This window comes from Microbacterium sp., assembly GCF_044508325.1.
In the GTDB taxonomy this organism is placed as follows: Bacteria; Actinomycetota; Actinomycetes; order Actinomycetales; family Microbacteriaceae; genus Microbacterium.
In genome coordinates this window covers 1-22078 of sequence record NZ_JBIQHX010000032.1, presented here as the reverse complement: position 1 = coordinate 22078, position 22078 = coordinate 1, and the positions used below count along the sequence as shown (strand labels likewise).

General features: G+C 73.1%; 14 protein-coding genes. 9 read left to right on the top strand and 5 right to left on the bottom strand.

The window, feature by feature from the left end; translation table 11 throughout:
- The first annotated feature begins 106 nt into the window (after positions 1 to 106).
- Together ACIWQI_RS15450 and ACIWQI_RS15445 are read left to right on the top strand one after the other, a co-directional pair.
- Positions 107 to 787, top strand: coding sequence for an SDR family NAD(P)-dependent oxidoreductase (locus tag ACIWQI_RS15450; RefSeq protein ID WP_396658769.1), 681 nt, complete (start codon positions 107 to 109; stop codon positions 785 to 787).
- A 31-nt stretch (positions 788 to 818) separates the two neighbouring features.
- Entirely contained in the window at positions 819 to 1892 is a 1074-nt protein-coding gene (locus tag ACIWQI_RS15445) for a threonine aldolase family protein (protein WP_396658768.1), read from the top strand.
- Positions 1893 to 1907: 15 nt separating this feature from the next.
- Here the strand turns inward: ACIWQI_RS15445 and ACIWQI_RS15440 are convergent, their stop codons facing one another.
- A complete protein-coding gene (locus tag ACIWQI_RS15440; protein WP_396658766.1) occupies positions 1908 to 3833 on the bottom strand; it encodes a M3 family metallopeptidase in 1926 nt (641 codons plus the stop codon).
- A gap of 140 nt (positions 3834 to 3973) precedes the next feature.
- Here ACIWQI_RS15440 and ACIWQI_RS15435 point away from each other — a divergent pair, with 140 nt between their 5' ends.
- Complete coding sequence (locus tag ACIWQI_RS15435; RefSeq protein ID WP_396658764.1) at positions 3974 to 4711, top strand: SDR family NAD(P)-dependent oxidoreductase; 738 nt, start codon at positions 3974 to 3976, stop codon at positions 4709 to 4711.
- Between the two features lie 64 nt (positions 4712 to 4775).
- On the opposite strand, the gene ACIWQI_RS15430 is transcribed toward ACIWQI_RS15435, so the two are convergent.
- Positions 4776 to 6404 (bottom strand): DivIVA domain-containing protein, encoded by a 1629-nt coding sequence (locus ACIWQI_RS15430; protein ID WP_396658762.1) that lies wholly within the window; start codon positions 6402 to 6404, stop codon positions 4776 to 4778.
- Between the two features lie 149 nt (positions 6405 to 6553).
- Positions 6554 to 7141 carry an NUDIX hydrolase family protein gene (locus ACIWQI_RS15425; RefSeq protein ID WP_396658760.1) on the bottom strand — a complete coding sequence of 196 codons (588 nt, stop codon included), beginning with the start codon at positions 7139 to 7141 and terminating at the stop codon, positions 6554 to 6556.
- Positions 7142 to 7265: 124 nt separating this feature from the next.
- On the opposite strand from ACIWQI_RS15425, the gene ACIWQI_RS15420 reads away from it, so the two are divergent.
- The 5 genes from ACIWQI_RS15420 (at position 7266) to ACIWQI_RS15400 (ending at position 12683) form a co-directional block, all read left to right on the top strand.
- A complete protein-coding gene (locus ACIWQI_RS15420) occupies positions 7266 to 7919 on the top strand; it encodes an alpha/beta hydrolase (protein ID WP_396658771.1) in 654 nt (217 codons plus the stop codon).
- A gap of 126 nt (positions 7920 to 8045) precedes the next feature.
- Positions 8046 to 9026, top strand: a complete 981-nt coding sequence (locus ACIWQI_RS15415) for a TauD/TfdA family dioxygenase (protein WP_396658758.1) — start codon at positions 8046 to 8048, stop codon at positions 9024 to 9026.
- A gap of 63 nt (positions 9027 to 9089) precedes the next feature.
- Positions 9090 to 9782: an alanine racemase C-terminal domain-containing protein gene (locus tag ACIWQI_RS15410; protein WP_396658756.1), complete on the top strand. Its 693-nt coding sequence runs from the start codon at positions 9090 to 9092 to the stop codon at positions 9780 to 9782.
- Entirely contained in the window at positions 9779 to 10813 is a 1035-nt protein-coding gene (locus ACIWQI_RS15405; RefSeq protein WP_396658754.1) for an alanine racemase, read from the top strand. Before ACIWQI_RS15410 ends, ACIWQI_RS15405 begins: the two co-directional genes overlap by 4 nt.
- Before the next feature lie 187 nt (positions 10814 to 11000).
- A complete protein-coding gene (locus ACIWQI_RS15400; protein ID WP_396658752.1) occupies positions 11001 to 12683 on the top strand; it encodes an ABC-F family ATP-binding cassette domain-containing protein in 1683 nt (560 codons plus the stop codon).
- Here the strand turns inward: ACIWQI_RS15400 and ACIWQI_RS15395 are convergent.
- Both ACIWQI_RS15395 and ACIWQI_RS15390 read right to left on the bottom strand, forming a co-directional pair.
- Complete coding sequence (locus tag ACIWQI_RS15395) at positions 12664 to 17376, bottom strand: DUF5979 domain-containing protein (protein WP_396658751.1); 4713 nt, start codon at positions 17374 to 17376, stop codon at positions 12664 to 12666. The genes ACIWQI_RS15400 and ACIWQI_RS15395 overlap by 20 nt on opposite strands.
- 112 nt (positions 17377 to 17488) lie before the next feature.
- Complete coding sequence (locus tag ACIWQI_RS15390; protein WP_396658749.1) at positions 17489 to 18436, bottom strand: 1-phosphofructokinase family hexose kinase; 948 nt, start codon at positions 18434 to 18436, stop codon at positions 17489 to 17491.
- A gap of 49 nt (positions 18437 to 18485) precedes the next feature.
- Here ACIWQI_RS15390 and ACIWQI_RS15385 point away from each other — a divergent pair.
- On the top strand, positions 18486 to 22078 hold a 3593-nt coding region (locus ACIWQI_RS15385; RefSeq protein WP_396658747.1), incomplete at its 3' end, for a DEAD/DEAH box helicase.

The window sequence follows — 22078 nt, the reverse complement described above, 5'->3', positions numbered from 1 at the left end:
CGTGATCGCCTCGACGTCGGGGATCACCGGCCGCGACGCGTGATCCCCTCCGCCGCCGCCGGTCGCGTCGAGCGGATCGGGTGGGGCCGGGTGAGAAGGTAGGCAGATGAGCGAATCCGTATGGGGGCGACTCGTCCTGCTTGCGGGGGCGACGAGCGAAAGCGGCCACGCCGCGACCCGGGCACTGATCGACGCGGGGGCGAGGGTCGTCGCCGTGGGGCGTGATGCCGCCAAGCTCGAGGCCCTGGCGGCGCTGGGCGCAGCCACCGAGCTGTGCGACGTGACCGACGAAGCCGACGTCGCCCGCCTCGCCGATCGCGTGCATGCCGCGCACGGCCGCGTGGACGGGGTCCTGCATCTGGTCGGCGGGTGGCGCGGGGGCGGCGGCCTGGCGGGGCAGACCGACGCCGACTATCGCTTCCTGGAACGCGCGCTCACCGCGCTCCGGTACGTCAGCCGCGCGTTCGACGACGACCTTCGCGCCTCGGATTCCGCACGCACCGCGATCGTCTCGTCGACCGCCGTGGATCGCCCGCTCGCGGGTGGGGCGAACTACGCGGCGATCAAGGCGGCGAGCGAGGCGTGGATGCGGGCCGTCGCCCAGGGCTTCGCGAAGCACGCCCGCGACGCCGCCGCCCGGCAGGATCGGGAACCCGCGCTGCGCGCGGCCGCCGTCATCTTCCGCGTCAAAGCCCTGGACGGTCTCGAGGACGCGCTCGGCGCCGCGTTCGTGGACCTGTGGGGCGCACCGGCCGACGCGGTCAACGACACCGTGGTCCCGCTCTGACCTCGCCTCCTGCGGCGGACAATTAGGCTGGATGCTCGTGACCACCCTGCACGATCAGTCCGCGCGAGGCTTCGCCTCGGACAACTACTCCGGCGTCCACCCCGAGGTGCTCGAGGCGATCGCGGCCGCCAACGGCGGCCACCAGATCGCGTACGGCGAGGACGACTACACCGCCCGCCTGCAGGAGGTCGCGGCCCACCACTTCGGCGAAGGCGTCACCGCCTGGCCGGTCTTCAACGGCACGGGTGCGAACGTCGTGGGCATGCTGTCGATGCTGCCGCGCTGGGGCGCGGTGATCTGCGCGAAGACGGCGCACATCCACTCCGACGAGGGCGGGGCGCCCGAGAAGTCGGGCGGCATCAAGCTCTTCACCATCGCCACCCCCGAGGGCAAGCTCACCCCGGAGCTCATCGAGCAGGAGGCGTGGGGCTGGGGCGACGAGCACCGCGCGCAGCCGCTCGTGGTCTACATCACGCAGTCCACTGAGCTCGGTACCGTCTACACGCCCGACGAGGTGCGCGCGATCACCGAGTACGCGCACGAACGCGGAATGCTCGTCTACATGGACGGCGCGCGCCTGTCGAACGCCGCCGCCACCCTCGACCTTCCCCTGCGTGCCTTCACGACCGACGCCGGAGTGGATGTGGTGAGCTTCGGTGCCACGAAGAACGGCGCCCTGGGGGCCGAGGCGGTCATCGTGCTCAATCCCGCCGCCTCAGCGGGCCTGGTCTATCTGCGCAAGCACCAGATGCAGCTCGCCTCGAAGATGCGATTCGTCTCGGCGCAGCTGCTTGCCCTCCTCGAGGGCGACCTCTACCTGCGCAACGCCCGGCATGCGAACGCCATGGCGGGGCGACTGCGCGGCGGCATCGAGGCGGGTCTGGCCGACGGCACGCTGCACGGGGTCACCTTCACGCAGGCCACGCAGGCCAACGCCGTGTTCGCCGCGCTGCCGCCCGGCGTCGCGGACCGCCTGCGCGACCGGTTCCGCTTCTACGACTGGGATGCCTCCAAGGGCGAGGTGCGCTGGGTGTGCAGCTTCGACACGACCGAGGCCGACGTCGACGCCTTCCTCACCGCGCTGCGCGCCGAGCTCGCCTCCTGAACCATCCGGCGGCGATCACCCGCCGGCCAGCCACGCCCGGTACGCGTCGAAGGCGAACGGCCGGCCGAGGAACGCCTCGACCATGTCGGCGGCGTCGCGGCCGCCCCCGGGCCGCAGCACCTCGTCGCGGTAGCGGGCCGCGGCATCCGGGTCCATCAGCCCGTGCGCGAATCCCGTGAGCAGGTCCCGCGCGATGACCAGGCTCCACTGGTACGTGTAGTAGCACGAGCCGTAGCCGGTCAGGTGCCCGAAGCCCGCGTACGGGTGCTGTCCCGGGACGGGCCGCACCGGTGACGACACCCGGTACCAGTGCTCGGTGGCCGCCTGCAGATCGGCGGGGCGGTCGACGTGCAGGTGGTACGAGACGTTCGCGTGCCCGAGCTGACGGCTCACCTCCAGCGCACGGCCGAACGCGTCGGCCGTGCGCATGCGTGCGACGAGCTCGGCGGGGATCGGCCCGCCGTCCGGTCCCCGGGTGAAGGAGGCGAGCACCTCGGCATCCCACGCCCACTCCTCGAGCAGCTGGCTGGGCGCCTCGACGAAGTCCCACTCGGTCTCGAAGCCGGTGAACGCCGCGAAGCGCGCGTCGACGCCGCCGAGGATGTAGTGCACGAGGTGCCCGAACTCGTGGAAGAACGTGATCACCTCGTCGTGCTCGAGCAGACCCCGCGAGAAGTTGCACAGCAGCACGCCCTCCGGCAGCACGCGGCCGGCGATGCCGGGGGCGAGCGGGAAGCAGGCGGCATGGCTGTACTTGCCCTCGCGCGGGTGGAGGTCGAGGTGGATGCGCCCGATGCGCTCGCCGTCGCGCAGGACGTCGTAGCTGCGCACATCCTCGTGCCAGGTCGCCACGTCGACCGGCGTGTACTCGAGCCCGAGCAGGCGGCCGGTGACGTCGAGCACGCCGGGCAGCACGCGGTCGAACGGGAAGAACGAGCGCACCTCCTGCGCGTCGACGGCGTACTCCTCGCGCTTGACGGTGCTGATGAGGTACCAGAAGTCCGCGGTGGTGACGCCGTCGGCGTCCGGCTCATCCTGCCGCAGGCGGGCGAGGAGCCGGTCGTGCTCGCGCAGCGCGGCGGGGCCGGAGGCCTCGGCCAGCCGCGTCAGGAACTCCGGGATCGCCGCCCCGGAGCCGATCATGCGCGTCTCGGTCTCGTATTCGGCCCAGTCCGCGTAGCCGAGCAGCGCCGCCCGCTGTGCGCGGATCTCGAGCAGGTCGGCCAGCACGGTCTCGTTCTCCGGCCACGCGAGATCGTTGTACGCACCGACGAGCGCGAGCCGGGTGGCCCGGTCACGCGCGTATTCCCGGACCGGCATGAGGTCGGTGTACTCGGTCGTGAGCACGACGAGACCGTCATCGCCGACCGGGTGCGCCTCGATGAAGTCCTGCGGCAGGCCGGCGAGCGCCTCGGGCGCCACGCGGATCTCGCGGCGACCCTCGCGCACATTGCGCGAGAAGGTGAGCGACAGTTCGGTGTCGCGCTCGGCGAGCCGCTGTGCCTCGGCACGGCCCGCATCGTCGAGCTCGACCCCTGCGCGGCGGAAGTCGCGCAGCGCGTGCTGGAGGAGGCGCGTTTCCGACGGGTCGAGCTGCGCCGCATCGATGTCGGCGAGGGCGCGCCACAGACCCCGGTCCACGGCGCGCTCGGCCGCGAGCGACTCGGCGGCCTGCACGCGCTGCTCGGCGGCGGACCGGATCCCGGAGTCCGGGTGCGCCTCCGACAGCAGGTAGGACTCGCTGAGCACCTCGTCCAGCGCGATCGCCGCATCGTTCCACAGATCGAGCCGCGCCGTGCCGGAAAGATCCGATCCGGCCCGCAGTCGATCGTCGACGGCGCGCACGGCGGCGAGCCGGTCGTCCTGGCGCGTGGTCGCGAAACCGGTCCAGCCGGCGGCGTCGGCGGGGAGAGCGAGCGGAAGCGGGATGCCTGAGGTCACCGGACGAGCCTACGTCGTCGCCGTGCGCCCCCCATCGGCATCCTGAACAGATTTATATTCACAGGAATAGATCTATGCCGAGCCCCGTTGAGGACGGTATGCGCCGATCGGGCGCAGAGACGCAGAGAGAGGATCGAGCAATGGCACGTTTCGACGGACGCGTGGCCCTCATCACGGGCGGCGCCAGCGGAATCGGAAAGGCGACCGCGCAGCGGATCGCCGCGGAGGGCGGCACGGTGATGATCGCCGACCTTCAGGACGAGGCGGGAGCCGCCGTCGTCACGGAGATCGAGAAGGCGGGCGGCACCGCCGGCTTCGTGCACCTCGACGTCACGGACGAGCGCGAGTGGGCCGATGCCGTCGATGCGACCGTGTCGAAGTTCGGCAGTCTCGACATCCTCGTCAACAACGCGGGCATCGGCGACACGGAGCCGCTCGAGGTCACCACCGTCGAGACCTGGGACAAGGTGGTCGCCGTGACCCAGACGAGCGTCTTCCTCGGCATGAAGGCCGCCGCGGACGCACTGAAGAAGAGCGGCAACGGCGCGGTCGTCAACGTGAGCTCGATGTACGGCATCGTCGGCTCCGGCGTCAGCCCCGCCTATCACGCGGCCAAGGGCGCCGTGCGGCTTCTCACGAAGACCACCGCGCTGGGATGGGCCAAGGACGGCGTGCGCGTGAACTCGGTGCACCCGGGCTTCATCGACACCCCGATCCTCGGCGACACCGATCGCGACATGCTGATCGCCGGCACCCCGATGGGGCGTCTGGGAAGGCCCGAGGAGATGGCGGCCCTCATCGCTTTCGCGGCCAGCGACGACGCCAGCTTCGCCACCGGATCGGAGTTCGTCGCCGACGGCGGCTACACCGCCGGCTGATCGGCGTCGCGCAGAGACGCAGAAAGCGCCGGGGTCTCCCCGGCGCTTTCGCGTGCGCGGCGGCTCAGCTCTCGACCGACTCCGCGTCGACGGGCTCTTCGACGTCCTGGTCCTGGTCCGCGTCGTCGGCGTCCTCGTCCGAGTCCGCGACGTCGGCCGCGGCGATGTCATCGGCGTCATCGGCGTCGACGTCATCGGCGTCCACGTCATCGACGTCGGCGGGGCCGGCGTCATCGGCGTCCGGCGAGGCATCCGTCTGATCCGTCTCGTCGACCGCGTCAGCGCCCGAGCCGGCCAGCAGCTCCTCGAGCTCGGCGACCGTCGCATCGCGCGGCTCGTCCGCGGCATCCGTGGTCTCCGAGTCCTCGTCGATGCGGGTCTCGGGCCGGATCAGCTCCTTGACCTCCGCCATGAAGCTCGTGAGCTGGTGCTGCTGCCAGCGCAGCTGACGCGTGCGATCCTCGGCGTCGCGCAGCACCGCCTCGGAGTGCGCCGTCACGGTGTCGATGATCTTCTGGGCCTTCACCCGCGCCCGGTCGAGCTGCTCACGGGCGCGCACCTGGGCCTCCGCCTCGATCTGCTGCGCCTGGGCTCGCATGAGGCGGTCGAAGTCCTCCGCCTTCGCCGAGACGCGCTGCGCGTGCTCGATGGCCGCTGCCACCTGCTCGTTCGCGTCCTGGGTGATGCGCTCGGCGTGGGCGACGGCCTGGTTGTGCAGCATGAGGAACTCCTGCTGCGCGTCGTCCTGCCGGCGGGTCAGCGACTCCTCGAAGTCGAGCGCGCGCAGGCGCAGCTCGCGCACCGCCTCCTCGGCCTCGGCGCGGTCCTGCGTGGTCTCGCGGGTGACCATGGTGCGCAGCGCGGCCGCGCCCTTCTCCGCCTCGGTGCGGATCGCGGCGGCCTCCTGCTCGGCCTGCGCCACCTTCTCGGCGGCGTGGGCGGCCTCGCGCTCGAGCAGCGCCTTGTGCGCCGTCAGCTCGGTGTCGATGCGCAGTCGCACCTGCTGGGCGTCGTGCTCGGCCTGGGCCCGGATGGCCTCGGCCTCCGCCCGCACCTCGCGGCGACGGTTCTCGATCTCTTCGCGCGCAGCCTCCAGCAGGCGGTCGCCCTGCACGGTGGCGTTGCGGATCAGCACACTCGCCTGCTCCTCGGCCACGCGCAGGATCTCTTCGAAGCGGTGGCGGTTCGCGGACTCGCCGGTGGCTCCGAGCAGCTCCTCGGTGAGCGCCTCGATCTTCTGGTCGGCGGACGCGGCCTTCGCGTTCGCGGCGACCAGCTGCGACTCGAGCTCGGCGGTCGCCTCAGCCTGCGCGGATTTCAGCTCGGCGAGCTCGGCCTGCAGACGCTCGATCGTCTCGCGGCTGTCGGCCTTCGCGGCTTCCACTGCGCTGTCGCGCTCGGCCTCGACGCGCTGCAGCACCTCGGAGGTCTGTGCGTCGGCGGCCTCGGTGACGCGGCGGTAGCGCTCCTCGAAGGAGGCGGCGCGGTCGCTCTCCGCGCGCAGGCGCACCCGCAGCTCAGACAGCGCGTCGTCGACCTCGGCCTTGTCGTAGCCGCGGAAGACGACGGTGAACGCGCCGCTGGAGCCGGGCGCGCTGGATGCGGGGCGCTGGCCCGCGCTGTTGAGCAGCTCTTCGAAGGCTGACACGTCATTGTGGCCGGGCTCGCCGGCGGGCATCCGCTGGTCGGACATCACTTCTCCTGGGGGGCGGGTGCGCGGCGCCCTCGACGGTTCGTCGTCGACGGAGGGAAACAGGGACGTCCGCGCAGGGTGGCTGCGTTTCGGGCACCCGCACTCTACTCCCTCGGCCGCGGGGGAACCTGAGTGCCTGTGGACAACCGCTACCGCAGGGCGCCGACGCTGGCCAGCGCGAGCCGCACGAGAGTGCCCCGCCCACCCTCCATCTCGGCGGAGAGGGAGTCGGATGCGGCCTCCTCCGGCGTCATCCAGGTCACCTCGAGGGCGTCCTGACGGGGCTCGCACGTGCCGGTGACCGGGACCACGAAAGCGAGCGACACGGCGTGCTGCCGGTCGTCGTGGAACGGCGTCATGCCGGGAAGGGGGAAGTACTCGGCGACGGTGAACGGCACCGGCTGCGGCGGCAGCAGCGGGAACGCCATCGGCCCGAGGTCGTTCTCGAGGTGCCGGAACAGCGCGTCGCGCACGGTCTCGCCGTACCGGACGCGCCCCGAGACGATCGTGCGCACGATCTCGCCCAGCGGCGTCGCCCGCAGCAGGATGCCGACCTCGGTGACCTGGCCCATCCCGTCGACGCGCACCGGCACGCCCTCGACATAGAGCATCGGCAGCCGTCGCCGCGCCTCGGCGAGCTCGATGTCACTCAGCCATGCCGGATTGGACGCGCTGCCCTGCGGCGGGCCGAAGGGCTCGTCGCCGGCAGGCTCGGGATCGGGCGTGCGGACGGCCATGCTCCTGTTCTACCGCACGACAGGGCGCCCTCGGCATGGGCCGTGCCGCGGACGGCCGGCAAGACCACGGGCACGGCACGACCCCGGGCACGACCGCGGGCACAATGGAGCCGTGAGCGACATCATGATCGACCCCGACCCGGTGCTGTGGTCGGCCGAGCCGGAGTCCCGCGCCGGGCGCCCGCTGCTGGTGCTGCTGCACGGCTACGGCGCCGACGAGCGCGACCTGTTCGGCCTCGCACCGCACCTTCCCGAGGAGTTCGTCGTGGCCGCCCCGCGCGCGCCGCTGGCGCCGCCCTGGCCCGCACCCGGCTACTCCTGGTATCCGATCGAAGGGCTCGACAGCCGCGACCCCACGCACGTCACCACGGCGGCGGAAGCACTCGTCTCCTGGCTCGACGCCGCCGCCCCCGACGCCTCGCAGGTCGGCCTGCTCGGCTTCTCGCAGGGCGCGGCGATCGCGCTGCAGGCCATGCGCCTGCAGCCCGCCCGCTTCGGCTTCGTCGTGAACCTCAGCGGATACGCCACGCCGGGCGATCTTCCCGGCGACGCCGAGCTCGCCGGCATCCGTCCTCCCGTCTTCTGGGGCCGCGGCACGCACGACGACGTGATCCCGCCCGAGCTGGTGATGCACACGACCGAGTGGCTGCCCGCGCACTCCGACCTCAGCGGCCGGGTCTACCCCGGCCTCGGCCACAGCGTCTCGGAGCAGGAGCTGCACGACATCCGCGTCTTCCTCGACAAGCGCCTGGCCGCGCCGCGGCCCTCCGGTGAGTGAGAGAACAGCGGCTCGCCGGGTGGGGTTAGGCGATACTAAGTCCGTGCGGGATCGTCCCAGCCTCGCTGGGTATACTCCCGGAGGCGAACCCGGCAGCGGATCCGGGATCAGCGGAAAGGAAGTCTCGTGATCGAACGGCAGATCAAGCCCGAGGTAGCAGCGATCTTCACCGAGGTGGCCCGAGGGCGACGAGGAATCTACCGGGATCACGACGCATTCGAGAGCCTCCTGCAGGACGCCAAGGCGGCCCTGGTCGAGGCCGACCCCGAGACCGTCGAGCTGATCGAGCAGTTCGCGCGCGCCGAGGTGCCCGACGGCGGCATCCTCTTCCACGGTCTGCTCGTCGACCAGGGCGCAATGGGCGAGAGCCCCCAGGACGAGGAGGCCTTCCAGGAGAAGGACCGCGACCCGTCCACCGAGGCGGCCCTGCTCGCGTTCGCGGCCGTTGCCGGCGAGGTCTTCGCCTTCGCCCGCCAGCACGGCGGCGCCCTGGTCCAGAACGTCACCCCGGTCAAGGGCCACGAGTACGACGCGGTCGGCACCGGCAGCCGGAGCCTGCTCGACTGGCACTCCGAGGACGCGTTCGACGACGCGCACCCCCAGTTCGTGGGCCTGTTCTGCGTCCGCGGCGACGAGCGGGTGCAGACCGCGCTCGCCCCGGTGGACCGCATCCCGCTGACCGATGAGGAGGACGCGGTCCTGCGTCAGCCTCGCTTCATGCACGGCATCGACAAGGCCTCCGGCGGCACCGGCCGCCCCGAGGACGGCGTCCAGGGCCCGGCGCTCTACGGCGAGAACGGCAAGCGCTTCGTGCGCATCGACATGGACTGCGCCGCCGCGGTCGCGGGCGACGACGAGGCCGCCGCCGCGCTGCAGAAGTTCCACGACGGCGCGAACGCGGCCGGCCTGTACGTCACGCTGCGCGAGGGCGACATCTTCCTCTTCGACAACCGCCGCGTCATGCACGCGCGCACGCCGTTCGAGCCGCGCTACGACGGCACCGACCGCTGGCTGCAGCGCGTCATCATCTCCGACGACCTCGGCCGCTCCGCCGATCGCCGCACCAACCACCTGCGCGTCGTCGAGAACGAGCTCGTCGACGCCTGACGTCGTCAGCGCCGCCCGGGGTCCTCGCGCCCCAGGCGGCGCTGCCTTGTCCGAGGAGCTGAGATGGCCGACATCGGCCCGCTGCGCGTCGCGGTCTCCCGCGGAGCGCTCGTCGCCAACGCGCGTCTGGCCGGTGAGGACGCGATCGCCGATCTGCGGCGCGAGGCATACGGCCACGGCATCACGGTCGTCGCACAGGCGCTCGCCGAGGCCGGCGTGGCCGCCGCGATCGTCGACGAGACGGGACGAGCGGCGGCCGAGGCCGCTGGGCTCGCGGTGACGGATGCCTCCCCCACCCTCGACAGCCGCACCCTCTACGGCCTCCCCGGCGGCGCCGGAGCCCCGGCGATGCGCCTGAGCGGCTCGATCCTGTCGACCAAGCGCCTGCTCGCCGGCGAGGGCGTCTCGTACAACGCCACCCACGTCGCCGCGCGCGACACACGCATCGCCCTCGTCTCCGGCGGCTTCGGGCAGGGCGTCGTGCGGGCCCTGGGCAACAGGGTGGACGTCGAGCTGGCCGGCCGCAGGCATCCCATCGTCGGCCGGGTCGCGATGGACGTGTGCGTCGTCGACATCGGGGACGAGGATGCCGCACCCGGCGACGAGGTCGTGTACTTCGGCGGCACGGGGCCGCTGCGCGACGGGCTCGCCGCGTGGGAGCAGGCGACCGGCCTCACCGGTGCCGAGCTGGTCTGCGCGCTCGGCGTGCGCGCGGCCACCCCCGGCCTGTGGCTGCGACGGGAGGTGGTCGGATGACCGCCGCCCACCTGCGGGTCGACCTCGGTCGGCTGTGCGCCGACATCGACACCCTGCGGGCGCGCATCGCGCCCGCGCAGCTGATGTGCGTCGTCAAGAACGACGCCTACGCACACGGCATCGAGCAGGTCGTGGCCGCTGCCCACGCGCACGGCGTGCGGTGGTTCGGCGCGTTCGACGTGCCGATGGGCGTGCGTGCCCGCGCCGCCGCCGGCCCGGACGCGCGCGTGTTCTCGTGGGTGACGGTGAGCCGCGACGAGATCGCGACCGCGCTCGACAACGCCATCGAGCTCGGCGTGGGCGATGCCCGCTACCTCGACGAGGTCGCCGCGGTCTCGGCCGGGCGCGGCGCCGTGGTGCACCTGAAGATCGACACCGGGCTGCACCGCAACGGCGTGCGCCCCGAGGACTGGCCGGCGTTCGTCGCGCGGGCGGCCGAGCTGGAGGCCACCGGGGACATCCGCGTCGCCGGCATCTGGAGCCACATCGCCGAGACGAGCGACCAGGACGATGATCGGGCGCGCGCGCAGTACCACACGGCGGTCGACGCGGCCCGGGCGGCCGGGCTCGCGCCCGAGGTGCTGCACCTCGCCGCGAGCGCGGCGGGATACGCACGGCCGGAGTTCCGGCACGACCTGGTGCGGTTCGGGGCGTTCTGCTACGGCATCCGCTCGACCGACGGTCCGGAGCTGGACGGCATCGTGCCGGCGGCGACGCTCGTCGCGCCGGTGACCGGCGTCGACGGCGACACCGTGCAGGTGGGCCTCGGCTCGCTCGACGGGCTGCCCTCGACGCTGGCCGGCCGGGTGACGGTGGGGACACCCGGCGGTGCACGGGCTCTGCTGGCCGTGACGGAGACGTCGCTGACCGTCGCCGCATGGCCCGGTGCCGCCGCGGGCGACGAGGTCGCCGTGTTCGGGCCCGGGTCGCGGGGCGAGTCCTCGGCGACGACCCTCGCCGAGGCGATCGGCACCGTGGGCGAGGAGATCATGGTGCGCGTGAGTCCGCTCATCCCCCGCGTCTACGTCTGATCGATCCTCGGGCGGTGCGCCGCGGCATCCGCTACACTCGACGGGTTCCCGAGCAAAGGATGACCCCGGTGAAGCTCCACGACGGCTCCGCGTCCATCTCCACGCGCTGACACCGTCGACTCGCCGTATCTCGGCAGGCCCCGCGGGGCCTCGGTGTCCGCGCACCCGCAGACACCGAGGAGGCTCCATGCCCGCGCACACCCTCATCCCTTCGCTCACCCTCGACCGCGTCTCGTTCGCCTGGCCCGACGGGACGGTCGCGCTCGACGGCGTCTCCGGCTCGTTCGGATCCGGCCGCACGGGCCTTGTCGGGCGCAACGGCTCCGGCAAGACGACGCTGCTGCGGCTGCTCGCCGGCGAGCTCGCCCCCGCCGACGGGCACATCGCGGCGACCGGCGCGGTCGCGCACCTGCCGCAGCGGCTCACGCTCGACGTCGACCGTCCGGTCGCCGACCTGCTCGGGGTCGCCGAGACCCTCGCAGCCGTCCGCGCCATCGAGCGCGGCGACCCGGACCCGCGCCATTTCGACGCCGTCGGCGACGACTGGGATGTCGAGGCCCGCGCAGCCGCGGCGCTCGCCGAGGCGGGAATTCCCGCCGACGCCCTCGACCGACGCATCGGCGAGCTCTCGGGCGGAGAGGCCGTGCTGGCGGCGGTCGCCGGCATCCGGCTCGCGGCGGCGCCGATCACGCTGCTGGACGAGCCGACGAACAACCTCGATCGGCGCGCCCGCGCGCGTCTGTACGAGCAGGTGCGGTCGTGGCGCGGCGCCCTGATCGTGGTGAGTCACGACGTGGCGCTGCTCGAGCTCATGGACGACACCGCCGAGCTGTACGACGGCGGCCTGTCGACCTTCGGCGGGCCGTACAGCGCGTGGCGCTCCTGGCTGGATGCGGAGCAGGCGGCGGCGCGGCAGGCCGAGCGCACCGCGGCCCAGGAGCTGCGCCGGCAGAAGCGGGAGCGGATCGAGGCCGAGACCGTGATCGCCCATCGCGAGCGCACGGGGCGGAAGGCCTACGCCGAGAAGCGGCTGCCGAAGATCGTGATGGGGGCGCGCATGCGCGCGGCCGAGGTGTCGGCGGGCCGGCTGCGCGGTGAGAAGGCGGATCGCGAGGCGGCGGCTCGGGCCGCGCTGGATGCCGCGGGTCGCCGCGTGCGCGACGACGGCGCGGTGCGCATCGATCTGCCCGACCCCGGCGTGCCGGCAGGGCGCCGCATCGCCACGCTGGGCGACTGGATCGTGCAGGGGCCGGAGCGGGTCGCCCTGGTCGGCCCGAACGGCATCGGCAAGACCACCCTGCTGGAGCGGCTGCTCGCCGGTGGTGCACCACCCGTCGCCGTTCGCAATTCAGTCTCGCCGGAGCCGGTGGCCGCCGGCACGCCCGGAACGTCGCCGAACGTGCCGCCCGCGGTGACGCCGGGACTGAATTGCGAACCGGTCGCGCTGCACACCGACCGGGTCGGCTACCTTCCGCAGCGCGGGGACGGGCTCGACGACGCGGCGACGGTGCTCGAGAACGTCCGCGCCGCGGCGCCCGAGGTGCCCCCGGGCGAGGTGCGCAACCGGCTCGCCCGGTTCCTCATCCGCGGGGCCGCGGTCGACCGTCCGGTCCGGACGCTGTCGGGCGGAGAGCGCTTCCGCGTGGTGCTGGCGCATCTGCTGCTGACCGACCCGCCGCCGCAGCTGCTCGTGCTCGACGAGCCGACGAACAACCTCGACCTCGACACGGTCGATCAGCTCGTCGAGGCGCTGTCGGCCTACCGCGGTGCGGTGCTCGTGGTCAGCCACGACGACGCGTTCCTCGCGCGACTGGGAATCGACGTGACGCTCGAGCTCGGCGACGACGGCCTCACCGCACGACCCGGCTGATCCGGCGGCGGATCACGAGCGTAACCCCGATGCCCAGCAGGGCACCGCCGAGCAGCGCCAGCACGGCCGGTTCGCCGAGCGTTCCGCCGGTCACCGGCAGCGGGAAGGCGTTCACGACATCGAGGGTCGACGGCATCTGCGCGGAGAGTGTCACCGCGGCGCCGGAGCCCAGCGGCTGCACCGCGCCGCCGTCGAGCGCAGCGGTGGTCGCGACGGCGCCCCCGTTCCCTGGCTCGGAGACGATGCACGTCGCCCCCGCCAGCGCGGTGACGGAGTGCTGCGCGCCGGGGGCGAGCGTGAACCGCGAGTCGCCGGTGAGCGGGATCGGCACCGTCACCGGCTCCGGTCCGTCGAAGTCGACCGCCGTGCAGGTCGCGGCGAAGCCGAACGACGCGGCGGTCGACGACCCGTGCACCCGCTTTCCGACGACGACGGTGCCCAGCTGCCAGTCGTAGAGCACCTCGAGCGCGGCCTGCGCGCCGGCCTCGATCACCGCGGGACCGCCCGGCGCCACGCTGGTGGCCAGGCCCAGGCTGCGCGGCACGACGGCGCACTGCCATCCGGCCGGCAGGCCGTCCAGGATCGCGGTGTGCCCGTCGGCGGGGTCGAGCGTGAGCCTGCCGTCGTCGGGCAGCTGCAGCTCCACCCAGCGCACGTCCACATAGAGGCGGCAGGTCACCTGCACGTCGAACGAGCGCGCGGCGCCGTAGAGGTCGGCTCCAGGGCCGATCAGCCGCGCCGAGGCCGCGACGGCGCCGACGTCGAACGAGTTCGTGATCGTGACGGTGTTGGCCGCGTGGGCGAGGACGGTGATCTCGGCGGCGAACGGCGTGATCGTCGCGTGCGGATCGGTCGCGGTGTACGCCGTGCCGGTGGCGGTGCCGGGATCGGTCTGCGCCACCGTGCACGTCGCCCCCACCGGCAGGTCTGTGATGACCGCCGCGTCGCCGCCGGCGAGCAGGAAGAACATGGGCTGCCCGGGCGGGGCGACGTGCCGCCCGTCGAGGATGCAGTCGAGCTCGACCGGGAAGGACTCGCCCACGTGGGCGGCGCGGTCGTTGCCGGCCAGGGCGCTCTGGATGTGCAGATCGGCGCCGAAGTACGTGTTGGTAACCGTGACCGACACCGGTGCGCCGTCGATCGGCACGGTCACCTCGCCGTCGGCCGGATCGAACGAGACGGCTCCCGCGCCGGCCGGGTCCGGCTCGGTCACCGTGCAGACGCCGCCGCCGGGGACGGTGACGTCGAAGCCGCCGCCGGTGGCCGGCAGGGTCACGACCAGCCCGTCGATGACGGTGCGGTCGCCGAGAGTGCAGTCCACCCTGATCCGCGGATCGGATGCCGCGTACGTGGCGTCGCCGTCGACCTGCTTGACCACGCTCAGGGTGGAGACGGGGAAGTGGTTCACGAACTGCGCAGTGGTCGGGGTGGCGGCCGGGGGCAGGATGCCGAACTGGAAGCCCTCGTCGGTGGGCACCGGGTCCGAGCCGTTCTCAACATCGCTCTCGACCCATGCGGCGCCTCCGTCGACCTCCTGCCCCACACTGCAGGAGGCGCCGACGGGAAGTCCGGGCACGGTGAACACGCTCCCCGCGGGCGGGAACTCGGCGGTGCGCTCGACGATCTGCTCGCCGTTGAACGAGCACACAGCCGTGAGCTGCTGCTCACCGGCGAACCGCAGCCCCTCCCCCACGCTCCAGGCTTGCACCACCAGCGGTGCGGCCTCGAAGTCATTGACGACACCCGCTCCCACCGTGGTCGTGTCGCTGATGGTCACCGTGACGGAGTCGGCGGTGAACGTCGCATCCGGATCGTCGAAGGCGAAGTATTCGCTCGAGGTCGCTCCGCCGTCGGCGGTCTCGCTCACCGTGCAGGCCGAGCCGACGGGGACGCCGGTCACGAGCACCGTCCCGCCGGTGACGGGGAACGAGTAATCCTCGTGCCAGGTGGTGGTGCCGTCGAGCACGCACAGCACGGAGAAGGTGAACGGCACGTTCGCGTAGCCCGCGGCGGCGCCGCCGACGGTCTTGGTCAGCGCCAGGGATCCGACGTCGAAGGCGTTCGTCACGGTGACGGCGACGGGGTCGTCGGCGTTCACGGTGACCGTGCGCGCCGGCGCATAGGTCGTGCCGGTCGCGTCGCCGGTGTCGGTCTCGGTGACTTCGCACACGGCGCCGACGGGCAGGCCGGTCACCGGGTGCACCTGCCCGGAGCTCACGCTGAAGGTGACCGGGGCGAGCGCCGCGCCGTCGAGCGTGCAGGCGACGCTCATCGGGAACTGCTCGTCCACCGGCGGATCCGGGGCGTCGCCGCCCAGCGCCTTGCCCACCGAGACGCTGCCGGTCTCCCACGTGTCGTACACGGTGAAGAAGGTCTCGTCGCTCAGCAGCACTCCCGCCGGCGGATTCGGCGACCGGGCGACATCCGGATCGCTGACCTCGTACTCGATCTGCGACGCGGATCCACCGAGTTGGCGCAGCCCGCAGAGGGCGCGGGCCGGCAGTCCGGGCACCTCCTGCCGTCCGCCCGCGGCAGTGAAGGTGAGGATGCCGCGATCCGGCAGCGCCGACGGCGCGATCGGCCGCCCCGCCAGCGTGCAGGCCAGCTGCACGTGGATGTCGGCGGTCGAGTACTGGGTCGCGCCCTCGAGCTGCACCGTCACGTCGATGGGGACGAGCGTGAACGTGCTGGTCATGGCGATGTCGTTCGTTCCGGGGTGCAGGACGACGGTCTGGTCGGGGGCCTTCACGGCCGCGCCTCCGTCGCCGTCGGCCGGCACATGCACGACGCAGGAGGCGCCGACAGGCAGCTCAGGGTACGACAGCGTCCCACCCGGCTGGGCGAACTCGGACGTGTGGAACACCGCCTCGCCGGCCCTGGTGCACGTCGTCTCGAGGAGGAAGGGACCGATGTCGTAGGGGTATGAGACGGGTGTCGACGCCTCGGCGGTGATGGCGAGAGTCGCCTTCTGCTCGAGTGCGATCAGGATGACGAGCCCGTCATCGTGCTCCGCCCCGGCGAAGTGCACCACATCGCTCGGGTTGACCACGGCGCCGGTGACCCGGGTCGCCGAGTGGTACGACGAACCCGCGCCGCCGCCCCCGCCGCTGGTCAGGCCGCCTCCGCCGTTGCCGCCGGCACCACCCTGGTAACCGCCCCCGCCGCCGCCACCGCCGCCGCCGGGCGTGCTGGCGTGGCCGGTGCCACCGGTGATCTTGTTGTGGCCGTCGTCGCGCTCGCAGCCGCCGCATCCTCCCGACGCCGCGCCGCTGTGCCCGGCCCCCGCACCGGCCTGTCCCCAGCCCAGGCCCGCGGTCCCGCCGTCGCCGCCGTTCGCGCCGCCGGACGAGCCCCCGGCGCCGCCGCCGCCGCCCGCCACGAGCAGGACCGTGCCGTCGCTGCTGACCAGAGCGGTGCCGCCGCCTCCTCCGCCGCCGTCGCGTCCACCGCCGCCGGTGCCGCTGTCGCCGCCGTGGCCGTAGCCGACCCGGCTGTGATCACCCGAGCATCCGACGGCGACGTCGAAGGTCTCCCCGGACGACACGTCGATCACGCCCAGAGCGAGCGCCCCGGTCGCCGGGGTGTTGTCGTTGCTGCCGTGCCCGCCGTTGGCGCCGATCAGCACTGCGACCAGCTCGGTCGCGGTCGCCGGCGGGGTGTAGTGCTCCCAGACCGGGTCGCTGCGGTATCCGCCTGGCGGGCACTGGAAGGTCTGCTCCGCTCCGGCGGGCATCAGGGTGACCTGACCGTCGGCGATCACGCCCGCGCCGCTGAAGATCTCGCGGGCGTCCGACGCGATGTGATTCGACCCGCCGCCGCCGGCACCGCCCGCCTGGGCCCAGGGGCCGCTCGGGCTCTCTGCCCAGGTCTGGCCGAACCCGCCGGCCTGACCGCCCTCGTAACCGCCTCCGCCGCCGCCCCCGGGCGGCAGCACCTCGGTGGACCAGCTGCTCTGGCCGCTCTTGCTGTCATTGCACCCGCCGCAGCCGCCATTCGCCATGGCGCTGCTGCTGGCGCCCCAGACCCCACCCTCCGCTCCGGAGCCACCGTCAGGACCGGCCGCACCCCCGCTGCCGCCTTGCACGTCGTAGGCGTCGTAGTTGCTCCCGCCGCCGCCACCGCCGCCGCCGACCAGGATGGGCTTGCTGTCGGCGTCCACGATGGCACTCGCACCGCCGCCGCCGCCCCCGTCGTGGAAGGGGCCGCCCAGACCCACCCCGCCATAGCCCCCGGTGCCCCATCCTCGGCCCCCTTCGTGTGACGTGCCCTGCGTGGCCACGTGGATCGTGAGCTGCTCGCCCGGGGTGAGCGGGACCTCCGCGATGACCATGCCGCCCGCACCCGGCGCGCCTGTGTGCGTGCCGACGGCGCCCGATCCGCCGCGGACGACGGCGATCATGCTCGTCAGCCCGGCCGGCACCGTCCACACGTACGGCACGTCATCCGCCGTCGGACCCAGCGTGCAGCTGCCTCCTGAGGCCACCGCGTCGCAGGCGTCCGCCGGCACCGGTGCGGATGTCGCCGCAGGCGGAGCCGGCGCGGCGATCGCGGAATCAGCGGCCGCGGGCTCGGCTCCGCCTGCGGTCGGTGCCGGTGCGCCCAGCAGCGCAGCGAGAGCCAGCGCAGGCGCCAGCGCCGTCGCGCTCAGCGCCGCCGTCGGGCGCGTCCTCAGGCGCGCCCCGTGCGCATGCATGGGATTCCTGCAGGCACCGACTGCCTGCCTTTCCCCGCCCCCTGGTGTCCCCGCCTGGCGACGGGTTCGATGCGGGGCATGCTAGCGTCCCGAAACGCCCGACACAAGGGCGTCAGCCGACCGGGACGAGCCCCTCCTCCAGCCGCTCCACCTCGTCCGCCTCGCACAGCGCGGTCGCCGGCAGCGCCGCGCTGGCGCTTCCGGCGGCCACCGCCGTGCAGAATGCGTCGCGCAGCGTCCGGCCCTGAGCGAGGCGCAGCACGAGTCCGCCGAGGAAGCTGTCGCCTGCGCCGACGGTGCTCTGCACCTGCACGTGAGGGGTCGCCAGCCGCAGCACCTCGTCGCGCGTGACCAGGGCCGCGCCGGCCCCACCGAGGGTGAGTGCGACGACCTCGCACGCGCCCCGGCCGACGAGCTCACGCGCGGCCTCGACGAGCTCGCTCTCGTCGCCGACCTCGGCGCCGACAAGCTCGCCGAGTTCGCGCCGGCTGGGCTTGATCACGTGCACGCCCTCGTCCAGCGCAGCCCGCAGCGGCTCGCCCGAGGTGTCGACGATGCTCCGGCCGCCGTGCGCGTGGGTGATCCGGGCGATCTGCGCGTAGAAGTCCACCGGGACGCCCGGCGGCAGGCTGCCGCTGCCCACGATGAAGCCCTCGCGGGGCAGATCGTCGCCGACGGCGGTCAGCAGCGCGCGCCACTCCGGTTCGGACAGGTGCGGACCCTGGAGCACGAACCGGAACTGCTCGCCGGTGGAGGTCTCGTCCACGGTGAAGCTCTCGCGCGTGCTCTGGCCGATCCGCACCATGCGGCTGGCGATGCCCTCGCGGTCGAGCAGCTCGCGATATGCCTGCCCCGTCGGCCCGCCCGCCGCGTAGACCGCCAGCGAGTGCCCGCCCAGGTTCCGCACGACCCGCGAGACGTTCACGCCTCCGCCTCCGGGGTCGAGGCGGGTCGGTCCGCAGCGCAGCTTGTGCTCGGCGACGACCCGCTCGGTCGAGGTCGACACATCCAGCGCCGGGTTGGGCGTGACGGTCAGGATGGGCGCGTGCGGCAGGGCCATGGCGACAGTGTAGGGAGCCGGTGTCGGCGGGTGCGACGAAGATAGAGGGATGCCGGATGTGCTCGAGCGGTTCGGTCCCGCCACGCAGGACTGGTTCCGCGGCGCGTTCGAGAAGCCGACCGACGCGCAGATCGGCGCCTGGGAGACGATCTCGTCCGGGCGGCATGCGCTCGTGGTCGCCCCGACCGGGTCGGGCAAGACCCTGTCGGCGTTCCTGTGGGCCCTCGACCGGATCTTCCGCGAGAAGGATGCCGAGCCTCTCGCGCCGGCGACGGGCCGCCGGACCAGGAGAACGGATGCCACCACCACCCGCATCCTCTACATCTCTCCGCTGAAGGCGCTCGGCGTCGATGTCGAGCGCAACCTGCGGTCCCCGCTGGTGGGGATCGGACAGTCGGCCCGGCGCCTGGGCATCCCCGTCCCCGAGGTCACCGTGGGCGTGCGCTCGGGCGACACCACGTCGTCCGACCGGCGCCGGCTGGTGGCCGATCCGCCGGACATCCTCATCACGACGCCGGAGTCGCTGTACCTCATGCTCACCAGCCAGGCGGGCCAGACGCTGCGCGACGTGCACACGGTCATCGTCGACGAGGTGCACGCGGTCGCCGCCACCAAGCGGGGTGCGCATCTCGCGGTGAGCCTGGAGCGACTGGACGCCCTGCGCCGCTCCTCTCGACAGGCTGGGGGACCGGAGGGGCGAGAGACCGGAAGACCGGACGACCGGAAGACCGGAGGACCGGAGGACGAGACGGTCGAGCCGGTGCAGCGGATCGGGCTGTCGGCGACGGTGCGGCCGATCGACGAGGTCGCCCGGTTCCTCGGCGGAGCACAGCCGGTCGAGATCGTCGCGCCGCGCGCCACCAAGACCTTCGAGCTGAAGGTCGTGGTGCCCGTCGATGATCTGTCCAACCCGCCGGCCCCTGCTCCTGCTCCCGCTCCCACTGCTCGCCAGGGTGCGGATGGCTCCGGCGATGCTGCCGCGCAGCCGGATCAGGAGGGCGACGACTGGTTCAGCGGCGGCAGCACCGAGGCGACCGGGTCGGTGTGGCCGCACGTCGAGGAGGCGATCGTCGACCGGATCCTGCAGCACCGCTCCACGATCGTCTTCGTCAACTCCCGCCGGCTCGGCGAGCGGCTGACCGCTCGGCTCAACGAGATCTACTCCGAGCGGCTGGGCCTGGAGCTGCCCGAGTCCACCGTCCCGGCCGCGATGATGGCGCAGGCGGGAGCCACGGCGGGGGCCGAGCCCGTCCTCGCCAAGGCGCACCACGGCTCAGTGTCGAAAGAGCAGCGCGCCGAGGTCGAGGACGAATTGAAGTCCGGGCGCCTGCGCTGCGTGGTGGCGACCAGCAGCCTGGAACTGGGCATCGACATGGGCGCGGTCGACCTCGTGATCCAGGTCGAGGCGCCGCCGTCGGCGGCATCCGGGCTGCAGCGGGTCGGGCGCGCCGGCCACCAGGTCGGCGAGATCAGCCGCGCCGCCCTGTTCCCCAAGCACCGCGGCGATGTGCTGCACACCGCCGTCGTGACCGAGCGGATGCTCGCCGGCAGCATCGAGGCCGTCCGCATCCCGCAGAACCCGCTCGACATCCTCGCGCAGCAGACCGTCGCCGCCGCCGCGATCGGCCCGGTCGACGTCGAGGGCTGGTACGAGACCGTCAGACGCAGCGCGCCGTTTCGGACGCTCCCGCGCAGCGCCTACGAGGCGACGCTCGACCTGCTGGCGGGTCGCTACCCCTCCGACCGGTTCGCCGAACTGCGCCCGCGCGTGATCTGGGATCGCGATCTCGGAGTGATCACCGGCCGCCCCGGCGCACAGCGCATCGCCGTCACCAGCGGCGGCACCATTCCCGATCGCGGCCTGTTCGGCGTGTTCGTCGCGGGCGAGACCCGCAACGCCCGGGTCGGCGAACTCGATGAGGAGATGGTCTACGAGTCGCGCGTGAACGACGTGTTCACCCTCGGCACCACGAGCTGGCGCATCGTCGAGATCACCCACGACCGCGTCAACGTGGTCCCCGCATTCGGCCAGCCGGGGAAGGTGCCGTTCTGGCACGGCGACGGCCTCGGGCGCCCGGCCGAGCTCGGTGAGGCGCTCGGTCGCTTCAGTCGCGAGGTCTCCTCGGCCGAACCGGCCGAGGCCTCCCGGCGTCTCGCCGAGGCGGGGCTCGACGAGAGGGCGACCGCGAACCTGCTCGCCTACCTCGCCGAGCAGCGCGAGGCCACCGGCACCCTGCCCACCGACAAGAGCCTCACCGTCGAGCGCGGCCGCGACGAGGTCGGCGACTGGCGGGTGATCCTGCACTCCCCGTACGGCATGCATGTGCACGCGCCGTGGGCGCTCGCTGTGAACGCCCGCATCCGCGAGCGCCTCGGGGTGGAGGGATCCGCGGTCGCCAGCGACGACGGGATCATCGCCCGGGTTCCGGATGCCGACGCCGAACCGCCCGGCGCCGAGCTCTTCGTCTTCGATCCCGATGAGCTCGATCAGCTGGTCACCGAGGAGGTGGGCGGGTCGGCGCTGTTCGCCTCGCGATTCCGGGAGTGTGCGGCACGTGCCCTGCTCATGCCGCGCATGAACCCGAGTCGTCGCAGCCCGCTGTGGCAGCAGCGGCAGCGCGCCGCGCAGCTGCTCGAGGTCGCCAAGGAGCACCCGAGGTTTCCGATCATCCTCGAGACGCTGCGCGAGGTGCTGCAGGACGTGTACGACCTCCCGGCACTGCTGCGGGTGGCGCGCGGCATCGCCGACCGGCGCATCCGGCTCGTCGAGACGACGCCGCAGCAGCCCTCACCGTTCGCGCGCGACCTGCTGTTCGGCTACGTCGGCGCGTTCATGTACGAGGGCGACTCGCCACTGGCCGAGCGACGCGCCGCGGCGCTCTCGGTCGACCCGGCGCTGCTGAGCGAGCTGCTCGGCAAGATCGAGATGCGCGAGCTGCTCGACCCGGCCGTGATCGCCCAGTTCGAGCTCGAGGTGCAGCGGCTCGACCCCGACCGGCGGGCGCGCGGCAGGGAGGGGGTCGCCGACCTGCTCCGGATGCTGGGACCCCTGGATGCCGCCGAGGTCGCCGCACGCCTCGACCCCGGCGACCCCACCACCCGGTCGTCGAGCGAGGACCCCGGCGACTCCACCACCCGGTCGTTGAGCGAGGACCCCGGCGACTCCACCACCCGGTCGTTGAGCGAGGAGCGAAGCGACGAGACGAAACGCCCCGAGCCCTCCCAGGACCCGGGGTCGACGGCTTCCGTCGCGGTCGCACAGGAGCACCTCGATGCGCTGGTCGCGGCGCGCCGTGCCATCCCCGTGACGATCGCCGGCATCGCGCGCTTCGCCGCGATCGAGGATGCCGGGCGCCTGCGCGACGCCCTCGGCATCCCGCTTCCGGTCGGCATCCCGACCGCGTTCCTCGAGCCGGTGGCCGACCCGCTCGGCGACCTGATGGCCCGGCACGCCCGCACGCACGGCCCCTTCCGGGCGGGGGATGCCGCGGCCCGCCTGGGCCTCGGAGCCGCCGTCGCACGGCAGACCCTGCAGCGCCTGGAGACGCAGGGCCGCGCCACGAGCGGCTTCTTCCTGCCCGACCCCTCGACAGGCTCGGGGACCGCGACAGGCTCGGGGACCGCGACAGGCTCGGGGACCGC

Bases quoted from the DNA above. Each gene is read 5' to 3' on its own strand.
- ACIWQI_RS15450 (WP_396658769.1), top strand. From the start codon at position 107: ATGAGCGAATCCGTATGGGGGCGACTCGTCCTGCTTGCGGGGGCGACG.
- ACIWQI_RS15445 (WP_396658768.1), top strand. From the start codon at position 819: ATGCTCGTGACCACCCTGCACGATCAGTCCGCGCGAGGCTTCGCCTCG.
- ACIWQI_RS15435 (WP_396658764.1), top strand. From the start codon at position 3,974: ATGGCACGTTTCGACGGACGCGTGGCCCTCATCACGGGCGGCGCCAGC.
- ACIWQI_RS15430 (WP_396658762.1), bottom strand. From the start codon at position 6,404: ATGTCCGACCAGCGGATGCCCGCCGGCGAGCCCGGCCACAATGACGTG.
- ACIWQI_RS15425 (WP_396658760.1), bottom strand. From the start codon at position 7,141: ATGGCCGTCCGCACGCCCGATCCCGAGCCTGCCGGCGACGAGCCCTTC.
- ACIWQI_RS15420 (WP_396658771.1), top strand. From the start codon at position 7,266: ATGATCGACCCCGACCCGGTGCTGTGGTCGGCCGAGCCGGAGTCCCGC.
- ACIWQI_RS15410 (WP_396658756.1), top strand. From the start codon at position 9,090: ATGGCCGACATCGGCCCGCTGCGCGTCGCGGTCTCCCGCGGAGCGCTC.
- ACIWQI_RS15405 (WP_396658754.1), top strand. From the start codon at position 9,779: ATGACCGCCGCCCACCTGCGGGTCGACCTCGGTCGGCTGTGCGCCGAC.
- ACIWQI_RS15400 (WP_396658752.1), top strand. From the start codon at position 11,001: ATGCCCGCGCACACCCTCATCCCTTCGCTCACCCTCGACCGCGTCTCG.
- ACIWQI_RS15395 (WP_396658751.1), bottom strand. From the start codon at position 17,376: ATGCATGCGCACGGGGCGCGCCTGAGGACGCGCCCGACGGCGGCGCTG.
- ACIWQI_RS15390 (WP_396658749.1), bottom strand. From the start codon at position 18,436: ATGGCCCTGCCGCACGCGCCCATCCTGACCGTCACGCCCAACCCGGCG.